Annotated in this window: 14 protein-coding genes; 11 read left to right on the forward strand and 3 right to left on the reverse strand. The window is 51.7% G+C overall.

The features are described 5' to 3' along the window. Positions 1–29: 29 nt before the first annotated feature. Positions 30–1,895: a DmsC/YnfH family molybdoenzyme membrane anchor subunit gene (locus IB286_RS05180; RefSeq protein ID WP_190763189.1), complete on the forward strand. Its 1,866-nt coding sequence runs from the start codon at positions 30–32 to the stop codon at positions 1,893–1,895. 166 nt (positions 1,896–2,061) lie between these two features. Continuing rightward, positions 2,062–2,667, forward strand: coding sequence for a GNAT family N-acetyltransferase (locus IB286_RS05185; RefSeq protein WP_190763191.1), 606 nt, complete (start codon positions 2,062–2,064; stop codon positions 2,665–2,667). Here IB286_RS05185 and IB286_RS05190 read toward each other — a convergent pair. Further along, entirely contained in the window at positions 2,664–3,359 is a 696-nt protein-coding gene (locus IB286_RS05190; protein WP_190763193.1) for a DNA-3-methyladenine glycosylase I, read from the reverse strand. The two genes, IB286_RS05185 and IB286_RS05190, sit on opposite strands and share 4 nt — an antisense overlap. Positions 3,360–3,497: 138 nt before the next feature. Here IB286_RS05190 and IB286_RS05195 point away from each other — a divergent pair, with 138 nt between their 5' ends. The 9 genes from IB286_RS05195 to IB286_RS05235 all read left to right on the forward strand — a co-directional run bounded on the left by IB286_RS05195 (position 3,498) and on the right by IB286_RS05235 (position 13,863). Next, positions 3,498–5,210, forward strand: coding sequence for an FAD-binding protein (locus IB286_RS05195; protein WP_190763195.1), 1,713 nt, complete (start codon positions 3,498–3,500; stop codon positions 5,208–5,210). A 259-nt stretch (positions 5,211–5,469) separates the two neighbouring features. Beyond that, positions 5,470–6,447, forward strand: a complete 978-nt coding sequence (locus tag IB286_RS05200) for a Zn-ribbon domain-containing OB-fold protein (RefSeq protein ID WP_190763197.1) — start codon at positions 5,470–5,472, stop codon at positions 6,445–6,447. Positions 6,448–6,452: 5 nt separating this feature from the next. Then, the gene (locus IB286_RS05205) at positions 6,453–7,511 is read left to right on the forward strand and encodes a thiolase domain-containing protein (protein WP_190763200.1); all 1,059 of its coding nucleotides are present in this window, start codon (positions 6,453–6,455) and stop codon (positions 7,509–7,511) included. Beyond that, entirely contained in the window at positions 7,511–8,674 is a 1,164-nt protein-coding gene (locus IB286_RS05210) for a thiolase domain-containing protein (RefSeq protein WP_190763203.1), read from the forward strand. Before IB286_RS05205 ends, IB286_RS05210 begins: the two co-directional genes overlap by 1 nt. Positions 8,675–8,710: 36 nt before the next feature. Then, positions 8,711–10,339 (forward strand): acyl-CoA synthetase, encoded by a 1,629-nt coding sequence (locus IB286_RS05215; RefSeq protein ID WP_223826130.1) that lies wholly within the window; start codon positions 8,711–8,713, stop codon positions 10,337–10,339. A 21-nt stretch (positions 10,340–10,360) separates the two neighbouring features. Then, positions 10,361–11,176: a crotonase/enoyl-CoA hydratase family protein gene (locus IB286_RS05220; RefSeq protein ID WP_190763205.1), complete on the forward strand. Its 816-nt coding sequence runs from the start codon at positions 10,361–10,363 to the stop codon at positions 11,174–11,176. 3 nt (positions 11,177–11,179) lie between these two features. Further along, positions 11,180–12,337 carry a CaiB/BaiF CoA transferase family protein gene (locus IB286_RS05225; RefSeq protein ID WP_190763207.1) on the forward strand — a complete coding sequence of 386 codons (1,158 nt, stop codon included), beginning with the start codon at positions 11,180–11,182 and terminating at the stop codon, positions 12,335–12,337. Between the two features lie 38 nt (positions 12,338–12,375). Continuing rightward, entirely contained in the window at positions 12,376–13,047 is a 672-nt protein-coding gene (locus IB286_RS05230) for a nitroreductase (RefSeq protein WP_190763209.1), read from the forward strand. Positions 13,048–13,095: 48 nt separating this feature from the next. After that, positions 13,096–13,863 (forward strand): enoyl-CoA hydratase/isomerase family protein, encoded by a 768-nt coding sequence (locus IB286_RS05235; RefSeq protein ID WP_190763211.1) that lies wholly within the window; start codon positions 13,096–13,098, stop codon positions 13,861–13,863. A 67-nt stretch (positions 13,864–13,930) separates the two neighbouring features. On the opposite strand, the gene IB286_RS05240 is transcribed toward IB286_RS05235, so the two are convergent. Beyond that, entirely contained in the window at positions 13,931–14,365 is a 435-nt protein-coding gene (locus IB286_RS05240; RefSeq protein ID WP_190763213.1) for a flagella synthesis protein FlgN, read from the reverse strand. A 16-nt stretch (positions 14,366–14,381) separates the two neighbouring features. Continuing rightward, positions 14,382–14,702 (reverse strand): flagellar biosynthesis anti-sigma factor FlgM, encoded by a 321-nt coding sequence (flgM, locus tag IB286_RS05245; RefSeq protein ID WP_190763215.1) that lies wholly within the window; start codon positions 14,700–14,702, stop codon positions 14,382–14,384. Positions 14,703–14,704 lie beyond the last annotated feature (2 nt).

A 14,704-nucleotide genomic window follows, 5' to 3' on the forward strand; every position in this document is an offset into this window, starting at 1 on the left:
AATGCAGCGCTGATAGCAGGATGTAATCTATGTGGAAAGTGAGAGACGACGAGCCTCAATACGCGTTTTTAAAAGAGCCCTTCAAGGGCTTGGAAAAAGCGCCCGAGGTGAATTACTACGAAGCGCCGATTGATCTCATTGCGCGTAGTGGTGGAGCGATTCCGGCTGGCCGGGAAATGTTTATCAACGAAGAGCCAGGGGTCGGCGCCAACCCAAATCGTAATAAGCAGCACGCCTTCCACTTTACCGCAGATAACTGCATTGGTTGTCATGCTTGTGAAGCGGCGTGTAGCGAGAAGAATGATAATCCCCCCCACATCAGTTTCCGTTCGGTGGGTTATGTTGAGGGCGGCACCTATCCCGATTACAAGCGCATGAATATCTCCATGGCCTGTAATCACTGTGATGATCCTGTTTGTCTGCGTGGCTGCCCAACCCGCGCCTATACCAAGCACGTGGAATACGGTGCGGTTCTGCAAGATCCTGAAACCTGTTTTGGTTGTGGCTACTGTACTTGGGTATGTCCCTATAATGCGCCGCAACTTGATCCAATCAAGGGGCAGGTGTCCAAATGCAATATGTGTGTGGATCGCCTAGAAGTAAATCTCAAACCCGCTTGTGTATCGGCTTGTTTGGGTAATGCTTTGAACTTCGGTGTGGTTGAGGATCTTCCTGAAAATCGTGAACAGGCTAAGTTGAGCATTCCCGGTTTCCCCAGCCCGGAAATTACCCACCCGAATATCCGTTTCCAGCAAACCAAGCGTATGCCGGATGAGGTGACGCGTACCGATGGTATGGCAGTGAAATACCACAAGGCTGAAGACGGTAATTACCGCCCGGTAGTGGATCAGAAAAAAGGCGTTGAGAAAAAGTGGAATGTCGGCAAGCTCAGCAGCCGCGAAAACCCCTTGGTGATTTTTACACTCGTCAGTCAGACATCACTTGGTGCATTTTTTATCGCATTCCTTGGCGCGCAGTTTGGTGTTGAAACCCTGCAGTGGTTGCGTGAATCCGCCATGTATATTCCTTTCCTTGCGGTAACTGTTGCGCTGGCCGGTTTGGGAATGTTGATGTCGGCCACTCACCTTGGTAAACCGCTTCGCGCCTACCGTGGTTTTAATAATTTACGTCACTCGCCTGTTTGCCGGGAAGGCCTTGGAATGCTGTTGTACATGGTGTTTTCGGGACTGCATTTGTTGGCGGTACTGCCTGAAAACAGCGTATTTATTTCACTTTTCGGTGAGTGGGGAGCATTCCCGGTACTGGCCAACACCATGGCGGTATTGGCGATGGTTAGTGGGGCGGTTGGGCTTTATTACATGTACCGCTGCTACCGCATCAAGGCGCGTCCCTTCTGGAACCATTGGCAGACCGCGACCAGCTTTGCTGGCAGTGCGTTGACTTTGGGCGGCCTGTTAATTGGCGCTGTTTCGGTTGCGACCTTGCTTTACACCGGCGCTGATGTTTTGGCTGCATTAAAAGTGGCGGCGATTGCAGTTGCCCTTGGTGCGGCGCTTGAGGGCTTGGGTTTAATTTTCCACGCTCGAGATATGAATACCGCAAATAACGAAGGCAGTGTTTCTCACTACATTCAAAGCACCGTTTTTGGCAAAAGCTATCTGCTCCGCAATGGGTTGATTTTTGCCAATGTGCTGGTTGCGCTAGCGGTTATTTCTGCGGAATCTGCTTCTCTGCCACTCTTGGCCTTGGGTGCGCTACTCTCTGTTTCTGCCTCTGTGAGTGCCATTATTGGTCGCTGCCTGTTCTATGTGTTGGTGGTGCCAACGACCATGCCCGGTGCCTTCTTCTGGAAAAATAAAGATTTTGAAGAACATGCGCGTGATATTGGTCTGGCGAATCTTCCACAAGTTGGCGTAGTGGCTCACGTGCATTAATTCGAAAGCGCCATTGTCAACAACATCCAAAAGCCGGTGAGGTCATTCCCCATCGGCTTTTTTATTGCTTATATCCCCCAAGGCTTTGCTAAGCTTTATGAATCTTTAGCTATTCAGTTCAATGTTATCCATGACTCTAGAGTTCAAAGCCTGCAGAGCAGAGCATGTGGCGCAGGCAGTGCCACTCATTTATAGCTCTGGTGAATCCGCATTTCGCTATGTGTTTTCATCAAGGTCTGCGCTGCAAGTACTCGGTTTTTTAAATGCGGCGTTCAAGCGGGGACGAACAGAGTGGGGCTATCAACAACATATCGGGCTCTTTATTGAGGGCGAACTTGCCGGGATCGGTGCCTTAAAAACATCCAATCAAACTTTAGGTTTTACCGTACAGGCCGCTGTGGAAATTTTTCGTTTCTATGGGTTTTGGCAGGGCATTTTGGTTGTTTGGCGCGGATTGCGTACCGAGACGGTGATTCGCCCGCCTAAAAAAGAGCTCGCCCTGCTTTATCACTTGGCGATGAAGCTTGAATACCGTGGTCGCGGTTATGGTCGGCAATTGATTGGCGAGCTGATTTGGCGCGCAAGGCAGCAGGGTTTTACCCGGCTTGGACTGGATGTGGCGGAAAATAATCCCCGTGCCAGAGCGCTCTATGAAGGGCTGGGTTTTCGCTCGATTGAGTTTAGGTCCGGCGGCTTGCGCTCGGCTTATGGTGAAGTTGTGGGGCATAGCTATATGGAGCTTGATCTTACTGCAGCGCCAAACAGAGCTTAGTGTTCTCGCATTGATGATGGACCAACCGATAAGGCGAGAATCATGCTCAACTCGCAAAATGGACGACCACTTTCGGTTTTGAGTTGATTGAAGAATTCCTGCACTTTTTTAAGATCGCGTTGCGAGCTGGCCTGCGCCTTATCTAGTACGCCAACACTTTGGAGAGCGCTTAAAACATCCCGGCTGAGCACAAAGGTATCAACGCCCATAAAGCGTAAAAAGTATTGGCCCGAATTGCCGCCAAGGCGGCTGCCGTGTTTTTTCAAATAGGCCCATAGGCCGGTAATATCCTCGGCTGGCCAATCACTTAAAAATTGGCCAACACTGCCGTGCTCGCGGGCAATATCTAGCACCATCAACGCATTATCCTGAACGGCTTTAACTTTACTCAGATTGCGAACGATACGGGTGTCCCGCGCCATATCCTCAATTTCTTCCGGGCTGCGTGAGGCCAGCCAAAGTGGTTGAAAGGATTTAAACACTTCTTCAAAGCCCGGCCATTTGTTTTCAATAACCTTCCATACAAAACCTGCGCGAAAAATACAGGCGGCCATTTCTGCGAGATAGCGGTCGTCGCTCACCTTGCAAAGTTGCTTCGCGGTTTTCGCTTTTGGCAGGCGTGCATCAATAGCCTCGGCACTGCCATGTTGCTCCAATGCGCGCTGCCAGAATCGGGAAAATTCGTCGGCCATGTTTTTTTCTCTCTAAATGGCTAATACAGACGGAGGATAGGGGGGCTGGTGGGGAATGTCTATGATGATCCCCAAACTGTCACACGATAGTAACGATAACAAAAACCCCTGTGGCGGGGATGTTCAAAAGGGAATTCCATGACAGAGAAAAACTGGGATCACAGTGCCGATGTGGTCATTGTCGGCAGTGGTAACGGCGCGATGACCGCCGCCCTCAGTCTGTATGAAATGGGCGTAAAAGACGTTCTCATTATTGAAAAATCATCATTAATTGGCGGCACCAGTGCTACTTCGGGCGGTGGTGTTTGGATTCCAAATAATCGTTATGCCAAAGCGGCAGGTGCTCAAGACAGCTTTGCCGATGCTAAACAATACCTGCTCAATACCACTCCCGACGGTGCAGTGCCTGAGGAAATGGTTGATGCCTATTTGCAGAATGGGCCCAAGATGGTGGAGTTTCTGCACCAGCGCAGCGATGTTCGCTATGTAACGCTTGAACACTATCCCGATTATTACACCAATATTGAGGGTTCGCGGGCCGGGCACCGTTCGATGGAGCCCGAGCGTTTCGATTCTTCTTTATTGGGTGAAGATGTGAAGCGTCTGCGTCCCTCCCATCATATGATGAGGTTGTTCGACCGTATTTATTTTACTCAGGTTGAAGCAGCGTTACTGACTGTTCAAGGCAAGGGTTGGATTGCGCTTACCCTGAAATTAATGGCCAGTTTCTATTTTGATATTTTGTGGCGTTTGAAGGGTAATCCGAATAGCCGAAAAGTGTGCACTGGTGCGGCGGGTGTGGCGCGTCTTTGGTATTCACTCAAAAAGCGAAATATTCCGCTGTGGTCTGAAACCGCCATGCAAAACCTGATTGAAGATCAGGGGCGAGTTGTGGGCCTGTCGGTGAGTAAGGGCGGTAAAACCTTATCGATTCAAGCGCGCAAGGGCGTGGTGTTGGCCGCAGGTGGTTTTGAAAAAAATCAGGCGATGCGCGAGCACTATCTGCCTGAACCCACTTCGGTAGATTGGAGCGCCGGAGTCGAGGGCAATACCGGCGATGCGATTCGGGAAGGGATGCGTTTGGGCGCGGCCACGCGCTTAATGGATGGGGCTTGGTGGTGTACCACCATTTCTGTTCCGGGCGAGCCGGCGCCGCGTTTAAGCATTATGGAAAAATCCTTTCCCGGTTCCTGTGTGGTGAATATGCAGGGTGAGCGTTTTGCCAATGAGTCGCAAAACTATATGGCGTTTCAAAAAGATTTGTACAAAGCCCATACCAGTGAAGTGCCATGCTCCCCGATGTATCAAATTTTCGATGCCCGTTTCCGTCGCGACTATATTGTTGGCCCGCTGATGACCGCCAAGCTCAAGCCGGACAATCGGATTCCTAAAGAGTGGTTCGATACGCGCTTGGTGGGTAAGGCAAATACGGTGAAGGAATTGGCCGAGCAGTTGGGCATCAATGCAGAAAATTTGGAAGCCACAGTGGCTAAAATGAACAGCTACGCAAAAACCGGTAGCGATCCGGATTTTCAGCGCGGTGACTCGGCTTATGACCGGTATTACGGTGACCCACGTTTTGAACCCAACCCCTGTTTGGGCGCTATTGATGAAGCGCCGTTTTATGCCATTCGTGTCGATGCCGGTGACTTCGGCACCCAGGGTGGTTTGGTAACCAATCCCGATGCGCAGGTGCTCAAAGAAAATGGCGAGGCCATTGCCGGTCTTTACGCCACAGGCAATTGTAGTGCGGCGGTATTGCCGACGTATCCCGGGCCTGGCTCTACGCTGGGGCCGGCAATGACCTTTGCTTATCAGGCCGCTAAGCATATTAGTGGTTTTAAAGATTAACTGCGTTTATTCCATGATGGCGCGTGCCATCTTACTTGGCGCTGTTAATTGTATTGCCGGTATTCCTAGTCATCCCTGACATTCTCTAAGCCCGCGGAATAAGCGGGCTTTTCTTTTTCTAAACACTGTTCTGATCGTTTTTGTCAGCGGCCTGATCAAGCACGACATTGAGCGCTTTACTCTGCCAAACCCATACTCCTAACACACGATTTATGAGGGGTGCTTTGCATCCACCTTGTTACTCACTAGGGAGTTCGCTATGTCCGCAGCGGCAGAATTACTCAGCCAGGAATTTACCTTAGGCTATACCTATACCCGTACCACCGGCCCAGTTGTCGGTGAATTTCTTACGGCATTGCGCGATAGAAAAATGCGCGGCATTAAGGGCAGCGATGGCCGCGTATTAATGCCACCTATGGAATACGATCCGGTCGATGCAGCAGCGCTCTCTGAGTTTGTCGATGTCGCTGATTGTGGTGAGGTGGTGAGTTGGACGTGGGTGAGTCAGCCACGCAAAGCGCATCCCAGTGACTCTGCTTTTGCTTGGGCCTTAATCAAACTGGACGGTGCCGATACCGCCATGTTGCATTGGGTGGATGCCGGTGACGAATCTGCAATGAAAACCGGTATGCGTGTTAAGGCTCGTTGGGCTAATGAAACCAAAGGCTTTATCACCGATATCAACGGTTTTGTGCCCGAAGCTGTTGCGCTGGTGGCGGATTATGTTGAGTCGGATGCAGAGCTTGAGCCGATTTCTGGTATCGAATGCCCAAGTTATATGACCTATAACTTCACCGCGGGTAAGGCTACCGCGCGTTATCTTGCTCAGTTGCGCAATGGCAAATTGGTTGGGCAGCGCTGCCCCAACTGTGCCAACGTTTACATTCCGCCTCGTGGTTCCTGTGCCGCCTGTGGTGTGCCAACCGAGGAAGAAGTTGAGCTTTCCAATAAGGCCACGGTGGAGTCTTACACCATCGTTTATATCCCTATTCCCAACAACCCAATCAAGCCGCCTTACGTTATTGCTAACTTGGTTTTGGATGGCGCCAATCTGTCTTTCCTGCATCTTCTAAGCGAGTGTGACAACAATAATGTGCGTATTGGTATGCGGGTCGAGGCGGTATGGAAGCCCAAGGAAGAGTGGGGCTATGCCATGGAAAACATCAAATACTTTAAGCCAATTGACGAGCCGGATATGCCGGTTGAACAAATTGGCAAACAGAAATCAGGGGAGTGAGCGCCATGCGTGATGTAGCAATTGTTGCTTATGCCCAGTCGGATTGCCAAGGCAATGCCGGGGCGCAAAACGAAGTTGAATTGATTATGCCAGTACTGCAAGAAGTGTATAAGCAGGCCGGTATCACCAATGTTCAAGATGTGGATTTTACCTGCTCCGGCAGTTGTGACTACCAGCAAGGCGCGGCTTTTGCCTTTGTTTCTGGGGTAGATGCGCTGGGTGCAGTGCCGCCTATTAAAGAGTCTCACGTTGAGATGGACGCCGCTTGGGCACTGTATGAAGCATGGCTGAAAATTCAAACAGGGCAGGCGGAATCCGCACTGTTATACGGCTTTGGTAAATCCTCTCCGGGTGAATTGCCCATCGTACTGTCACAACAGCTCGATCCGTATTATCTGGCGCCATTGTGGGTCGACAGCATTGCCTTTGCAGCAATGCAGGCGCGCATGATGCTGGAGAAGGGCTTAATCACCGAAGCAGATATGGCTGAGGTGGTGGCTCGCTCGCGCCGCAATGCGTTGGCCAATCCCCACGCGCAATTGAAAGGTGAATTCTCGGTTGAGCAATTACTGGCTGAGCCTATGTATGAATCGCCGTTGCGAAAGCACGATTGTTGCCCGGTTTCTGATGGCGCCTGTGCCATGGTGATTTGCACCGTTGAGAAAGCCAAGGAGTGGGGCAAGCCCTACGCGGTGATTAAAGGCATTGATCACCGTATTGAAACTCACCATATCGGCTCTCGTGATTTAACCCGTTCGGTGTCTACTGAACTGGCTGCGGAAGCCGTGGGCGTAGGTAATGGCCCGGTGGATATTGCTGAGCTGTATGCGCCATTTAGCCATCAGGAAATTATTTTGAAGAAAGCACTGGGTCTGAATAATGACACCGTGGTTAATGCAAGCGGCGGTGTGTTGGCGGGTAATTTGATGATGGCGTCTGGCCTGTCGCGCATTGGTGAAGTAGCCATGCGTTTGATCAAGGGAGAAGGTAAAAGAGGGGTTGCCCATGCCACCTCTGGCCCGGCTCTACAGCAAAACCTCGTTACCGTATTGGAGGCTCAATAATGGCGCAATTAGCAGCAGTGGTCGGCGTTGGCCAAACTAAATACAAAACCAAACGCAAGGATGTTTCTATTGCCGGCTTGGTCCGTGAGGCCGCCCAAAACGCCCTCGATAATGCCGGCTTAACGTGGAAAGACATCGACGCCGTTATTCTGGGTAAAGCACCGGATATGTTTGAAGGCGTGATTATGCCCGAGCTGTATCTGACCGATGCGCTGGGCTGTAATGGCAAGCCGATGTTGCGGGTGCATACCGCAGGTTCGGTGGGCGGCTCCACCGCCATTGTTGCCGCATCCTATGTGCAAAGCGGTGTGTTTCAGCGTGTTTTGACCGTATCTTTCGAGAAGCAATCCGAATCCAATGCCATGTGGGCCCTGTCGAATCCGCAGCCGTTTTCGCCGCATTTGAATGCTGGCGCGGGCGGTTATTTTGCGCCGATTATTCGTGAGTATGTACGCCGTTCTAACGCACCTTACGATGCGGGCATCAAGGTGGCGGTTAAGGATCGTCTGCACGGTGCACGAAATCCGCTGGCCCATTTGCAGCTGCCTGAAATCACCATGAAAGAAGTCGAAGACAGTCCCATGCTGTGGGAGCCTTTACGCTTCCTTGAAGCCTGCCCCTCATCAGATGGTGCCTGTGCCATGGTGATTACCAATGAAGAATTGGCCAGCCAATCACCAGGTACGCCAGCGTGGATTCGCGGCACAGCAATGCGCTCAGAACCGACCATGTATGCCGGGCGTGAACAGGTTAATCCCCAGGCGGGTATCGACTGTGCCAAGGATGTGTACAAGCAGGCGGGGATTACCGATCCGCGTAAGGATCTGGATTGTGCTGAAGTCTATGTACCATTTTCTTGGTATGAGCCCATGTGGCTGGAAAACCTCGGCTTTGCCGATGTGGGTAAGGGCTGGGAACTGACCATGAGTGGTGCGACTTCGCTGGACGAAAACGGCGATATTCCCTGGAATCCTTCCGGTGGTGTACTGTCGTCAAACCCCATCGGCGCATCTGGCATGATTCGTTTTGCGGAAGCGGCCCAGCAAGTGCGTGGTCAAGCGGGCGGTCATCAGGTTGACGGTGCCAAAACGGCGTTGGGCCATGCTTACGGTGGTGGCGCCCAGTTTTATTCCATGTGGGTTGTCAGCTCTGAAAAAGGCTAATGTACTTGCGCGCAAATCAACAATAAGGAAAGCACAATGAGCATGACGTTTAACCTCGCGGATTTGTTTGAAGCGGTGGCCGATAAAGTAGCGGATCGCGAGGCCTTGGTGTGTGGCAGCGACCGTGCAACTTATGCCGAGCTGGATAAGGGCGCCACGCAAATGGCGCACTATCTGGCAAGTATCGGCGTGCAGGCGGGCGACCATATCGGCCTGTATATGTACAACTGCAACGAATATCTTGAAGCGATGCTGGCCTGCTTTAAGGTCCGTGCGGTGCCGATCAATATTAACTATCGCTATGTCAACGACGAGCTGCATTATGTTTTTGATAATGCGGATCTTGTTGCTTGTATCCACCACCGGGAATTTATTCCGCATATTGCCAAGGTGCGCGGCCAGGTCGATAAACTGAAGTATTTGATTTCGGTTGACGATGGCAGTGATATCGATCTCGACACCATTGGTGCGGTGGATTATCAGCGCGCTAAGCAAGGTCAGAGTGAGCAGCGTGATTTTGCGGCGCGTTCCGATCAGGATTATTTCGTTCTCTATACCGGTGGCACAACAGGCATGCCCAAAGGCGTAATGTGGCCGCACAAAAGTGTGTTCTTTGCCGCCATGGGTGGTGGCGGACACTTTTCGCCAAATGGCCCCTGCGTGAACCCGGAAGACATTACTGACCGGGTCATGGAATTCCCTCTCTGCGGTATTGCCTTGGCGCCACTGATGCACGGTGCTTCGTGGTGGTATGCCTGTATCCAGCTTTTGGCGGGTAACAAACTGGTATTGAATCCTCATCGCTCACTGAATGGTGAAGAGGTGTGGAATATTATTGCCGAAGAAAAAGTGAATGCGGTTCAGATCGTGGGCGATGCCATGGCGATTCCACTGCTCGATGCTCTCGATGCCAATCCGGGTCGCTGGGATTTGTCGGCGGTGTTTAATATCGGCTCCGGTGGCGCCATCTTTTCCGATGCCAAACAAGATGCGTTCAAAAAACACTTCCCCAATGTCTTTATCACCAATGCCTTTGGTTCCTCCGAGGGCGGTCAAATGGGCATGGATAACGGCAGTCGCAAAGGCGTAACCGGACTGGGTAATGTCACCCGCACCGAGTTTATGGATGTGATTATCGACGAGCCAGAGCAAGCGCGCCGTCATGCAGAAAAAGGCGAGACTGGCATTTTTGCCCGCTCCGGTTATATCCCGCTGGGGTATTACAACGACCCCGAGAAAACCGCCAAAACCTTTGTTGAGGTCGATGGCAAAACCTGGTTGCTGACCGGTGACGCAGCCAAGCTGGAAGAAGATGACAGCATCACCGTTTTTGGTCGCGGCTCCAACTGTATCAACAGCGGTGGCGAGAAGATTTTCCCCGAAGAAGTTGAAGATGCCTTGAAGGCGCACGACGGCATTTTCGATGCGTTGGTTGTCGGTGTACCCGACGAGCGTTGGGGTAGTCGGGTCAGTGCCATTATTCAAGCGCGCGATGGCGTGACGCTGGATCTGGAAGGCGTACAGGAGCATTGCCGCAAGCATATTGCCGGTTACAAGTTGCCCCGTGAAATTCATCTGATTAGTGAGATTCCCCGTCAGCCTAGCGGCAAGCCCGATTATAAAACCGCCAAAGCCTTCGCCGAGTCTGGCCAAGGTCGAGTGTAATAACAAAAATTGGAGACACACATGGCAACTGAGCTGCCAATCAGTACTGAGAATTGTATTGTTGAACAAGAGGGCCACGTACTGATCGTGACCCTGAATCGCCCCGAAGCTAAAAACGCCTTTAGTCCCGAAATGCTACTGGGCTTGTATAAAGCATGGCGCTTGCTGGATGAAGACGACAATTTGCGTTGCGCTATTCTTACTGCAAACGGCGATACCTTTTGCGCGGGCATGGATTTAAAAGCGGGCGCTGAGCAACGCAGCACTCAAGAGTTTATGGAAGTCATGGGCAAGGTGCCCAATGTCCATTGGCAGGCGCTACTGCGTGAAAATCGCCCCTGTAAACCACTGATTCTAGCGGTGGAAGGGTACGCCCTTGCGGGTGGAACAGAAATTCTGCAGGGCACAGATATTCGTGTGGCTGCGGAAGACGCGATCTTTGGTGTGACCGAAGTGGCGCGTGGTTTGTACCCCATGTCGGGTTCAACCATTCGCCTGCGCAAGCAAATTCCCTATTGCCTGGCGGCAGAAATCCTCTTGCTGGGTGAGCATGTAACGGCCCAGCAAGCACTGGATTTTGGGCTGATAAATCGCATTGTGCCCAAGGGCCAAACCTTGGCTGAGGCGAAGAAAATTGCTGAAAAAATCTGCGCGAATGGCCCGCTGGCGGTGAAAGCCGTAACCACGTCTCTGCGCCAGCATACCGAGCACCTGTCTGAAGATGAGGCGATGCTGAAATCCGATGAATTGGCCGGGCCGGTGTTTGCTTCTAAAGATGCCAAAGAGGGCATGCGTGCCTTTAAGGAAAAACGTCCCGCTGTATTTACCGGGGAATAAACCTTGTCTGGGCCGCTCGCCGGAATTCGTGTTGTTGAAATAGCAGGTATCGGGCCGGGGCCCTATGCCTGCATGTTACTTGCCGATCTCGGCGCCGAAGTTATTCGCATTGACCGTCCCGGCTCTGGTCTCGGTGGTCATCCCGGCGATGTGACTTCCCGTGGTCGCCGCTCGCTGGCGCTCAATCTCAAATCTGAAGATGGCCGCGATGTGCTGATTAAATTATTAGCAACTGCCGATGTATTGGTGGAAGGCTTTCGGCCGGGCGTTATGGAAAAGCTGGGCCTCGGGCCTGATGATTGTCTGCAACACAATCCCCGTTTGGTTTATGGCCGTATGACCGGTTGGGGGCAAAAGGGGCCGCTGGCAAAAACGGCGGGACACGATATTAATTATATCGGCATTTCCGGTTTGCTCGGTGCCATGGGCGAACCCGATCGCGCGCCGCCAGTGCCATTAAATGTCATTGGTGACCTCGGCGGTGGTTCTCTATTTTTGATTATGGGCATTCTTGCTGCTTTGCTTGAGCGACAATCATCTGGCGCTGGGCAAGTAGTAGACGCGGCCATCTGTGATGGCGCGGCATCGCTGCTCAGTACCGTACACGGCCTCAAGGGAATTAATTTCTGGGGGCAGGAGCGGGGTAGTAATGTATTGGATGGCGGTGCGCCGTTCTATCAGAACTACCGTTGCCGCTGTGGTGGCTATCTTTCTTTGGGTGCGATAGAACCTCAATTCTATGCTCAACTTCTCTCACTGCTGAATTTGGACTTTGGCGGCACGGACTACAGTGTGCAGTTGGATAAAGCGCGCTGGCCAGAACAGGCCGCCGCTATTGCCGCCCGCATTGCTGAAAAAACACAGGATGAATGGCTGGCGATATTTGACGGCAGTGATGCCTGTGTCACTGCCGTGTTATCTATGGATGAAGCAGAGCTGCATCCGCATAACCAAGCTCGACAAAATCTCATCCGCCGGGAGGGAATTTTGCAAACCGGAGTGGCACCGCGCTTATCGAGAACGCCCGGCAAAATAGGCCATGCTCCCGAAGCGGAGGGCGGTAGAAGCCGTGAAATACTGCGTGAGATAGGGTTTAATGACGCGCGAATAAACGGCTTAGTCAGCAGTGGCGCGGTATATGAAAGCTCCCCATCGCGCTAAGCCGACCCTTATAACTATTCCCACTTCAGGAGCTCACTATGGATAAGGCTGCGGTTTTTGCAGAGATTATTAAACAGCGTCGTTCGGTGCGTGCTTTTCAGGCCAACCCGGTTCCCGAACACACCCTGAAAACCGTATTTGAATTGGCGCAACGCGCACCGTCCAACTGCAATACCCAGCCTTGGCAGGTTGCGCTGGTGAGCGGTGCTACCTTAGAGGGTTTGCGCGCAGAGCTGCCCAAGGTGTGGCAAGCCGGTGGCATGACCATGGATTTTCCCTACGATGGCAGCTACGAAGGCGTGTATAAAACCCGTCAGTATGATGCGGCGCGCACGCTCTACGATGCCATGGGCATTGAGCGCAGTGATAAACCCGCTCGCCAAGAGCAGTTTATGCGCAACTTTACTTTCTTTGGCGCACCGCATTGCGCCTTTCTGTTTTTGCCAGAACCCTTTGGTCTACGCGAGGCTGCAGATCTAGGCATGTATGCCCAAAACCTGATGTTATCAATGGCCGCCCATGGCATTGCAAGTGTGCCGCAAACCGCACTGGGCTTTTTTGCCAATACCCTTCGTGAGGCATTGGATATTCCTGAGTCACAAAAACTGATGTTTGGTATTTCCTTTGGTTTTGAAGATGGCGCAGCACCAGAAAACAAAGCGCTGACCGATCGCGCCATTTTTGAAGACGTGGTTAAACAATACAACTAATCGAAGCATTCCAATTCGCCGTAACTTGGCGGTCGCGAGATAAAAATAATGAGCGAAACCGTAATTCAAACGCTGGACGATCACGGGGTGTTATTAATGACCCTCAATCGTCCTGAAAAAAAGAATGCCTTTAATATTGAACAGTGGCTTGCCTTTCGCGATGCGCTAAATCAGGCCCAGCACAATCCCAAAGTGGCCTGTGTTGTTATTACTGGTGCGGGTAAAGATTTTTCCTCGGGTGTTGATCTCAATGACTTTGCCGAAGCGGGAGAGGAGCACCCCTTTGTTAGCGCGGCTCAGGCCTTAATCGATTTTGATAAGCCGGTGGTTAGCGCCGCCAAGGGCGTGGCGATAGGTGGTGGCGCCACATTATTGCTTCATACTGATGTGGTGTATGTGGGCGAAAGTTTACGGCTGCGTTTTCCTTTTACTAATTTAGGTTTAGTACCGGAGTGGGGCAGTAGTTACCAATTGCAGGCGATCATCGGCGCCCGTAAAGCGGCAGAGCTGATGTATAGCGCAGCTTGGCTAAATGCAGAACAAACTGTTGAATATGGGATTGCGACCGCGCAGTTTGACGATGACCGTTTGTTGCAACAGGCCATGAATAAGGCTAGGGAAATTGCCCAGTGGCCGGTGCGCTCCTTGGTGGCGACCAAGAAAATTCTGCGTGATGTGCACCGCCCGGCCATTAATGCGGCGATGGCCGCCGAGCAGGAAGGGATGAGGGAGTTGGCCGGAAGCCCTGAGAATATTGAAGCGGTGATGGCGATTTTTGAAAAGCGTCAGCCCGATTTTCAGCAGTTTAGAAAATAGGGCTTAGGCTATTTATACTTCAGCGCTGATGAATTAGGTAACTGATGCTTTAGTTAACGCTGAGAAGTTAAGCAACGCCAAGATTTTTGTGACGGCTATAATCTGCGGTGCGTCCATCTTGGTGATACACCGGGCTGGATGAATCTTCCAAACCCAAAATCTCCAGTGCACGGCGGGTATAGCGGGCCTGACTGGCAATGTCTTTGCCGTTTTGCAAATTCAGTTTCTGGCAACTCGCCAACACTTTCAGCGCTCGTTGCCACTGTGCGTCAAGGTCGGCGTCCGTTTTTTCGCTGCGCAGATAAAATTGGCGGTTTTTTTCCAAGGTGTCGAGAATCTGCACCAAATCATTTTTGCGATTGGCCAAATCAGCGAGTTTCACACTGCGATCACTGGAACTCAGCTCGCGATTATTGAGAATCGCGCTTTCCTGCCGCAGCAAGCTTTCCAGCTCGAGGGCGTGGTCTTCTATCTGCTGAAAGGTATTTTGTAGCTGTTTCATATCGCTATGCTTCCTGTTACGCCATCATTTCCAGATTAACAAAGGCCTTGGCAACGGCTTTGGCATCAATGGAAAACTCGCCATTGCGAATGGCAGTTTTAATCGCTTCAACCTTGGCACGATCAATACCATCGCTGGCATTAACCTCTTCTTGAGTGCGACTCACCAAGCCGGTATCGACGGTTGTCAGTGTATTTCTGACAGAAGTTTGCTCGGCCTTGCTCAGATCGCGGCTTGAATCCGTCTTGGCGGATTCGGTATTTGTTGATTCGTTGGTACGAGCGCTGTCAGGCTTACGGGTAGGGCCCATACCTGAGTTTGTAATGCGATCAACCATGT

The organism is Spongiibacter pelagi, assembly GCF_014705705.1.
In the GTDB taxonomy this organism is placed as follows: domain Bacteria; phylum Pseudomonadota; class Gammaproteobacteria; order Pseudomonadales; family Spongiibacteraceae; genus Spongiibacter; species Spongiibacter pelagi.

Coding starts and splice junctions, on each gene's coding strand:
- IB286_RS05195 (WP_190763195.1), top strand. CDS start 3,498: ATGACAGAGAAAAACTGGGATCACAGTGCCGATGTGGTCATTGTCGGC.
- IB286_RS05190 (WP_190763193.1), bottom strand. CDS start 3,359: ATGGCCGACGAATTTTCCCGATTCTGGCAGCGCGCATTGGAGCAACAT.
- IB286_RS05230 (WP_190763209.1), top strand. CDS start 12,376: ATGGATAAGGCTGCGGTTTTTGCAGAGATTATTAAACAGCGTCGTTCG.
- IB286_RS05205 (WP_190763200.1), top strand. CDS start 6,453: ATGCGTGATGTAGCAATTGTTGCTTATGCCCAGTCGGATTGCCAAGGC.
- IB286_RS05180 (WP_190763189.1), top strand. CDS start 30: ATGTGGAAAGTGAGAGACGACGAGCCTCAATACGCGTTTTTAAAAGAG.
- IB286_RS05215 (WP_223826130.1), top strand. CDS start 8,711: ATGAGCATGACGTTTAACCTCGCGGATTTGTTTGAAGCGGTGGCCGAT.
- IB286_RS05220 (WP_190763205.1), top strand. CDS start 10,361: ATGGCAACTGAGCTGCCAATCAGTACTGAGAATTGTATTGTTGAACAA.
- flgM (WP_190763215.1), bottom strand. CDS start 14,702: ATGGTTGATCGCATTACAAACTCAGGTATGGGCCCTACCCGTAAGCCT.
- IB286_RS05235 (WP_190763211.1), top strand. CDS start 13,096: ATGAGCGAAACCGTAATTCAAACGCTGGACGATCACGGGGTGTTATTA.
- IB286_RS05210 (WP_190763203.1), top strand. CDS start 7,511: ATGGCGCAATTAGCAGCAGTGGTCGGCGTTGGCCAAACTAAATACAAA.
- IB286_RS05240 (WP_190763213.1), bottom strand. CDS start 14,365: ATGAAACAGCTACAAAATACCTTTCAGCAGATAGAAGACCACGCCCTC.
- IB286_RS05200 (WP_190763197.1), top strand. CDS start 5,470: ATGTCCGCAGCGGCAGAATTACTCAGCCAGGAATTTACCTTAGGCTAT.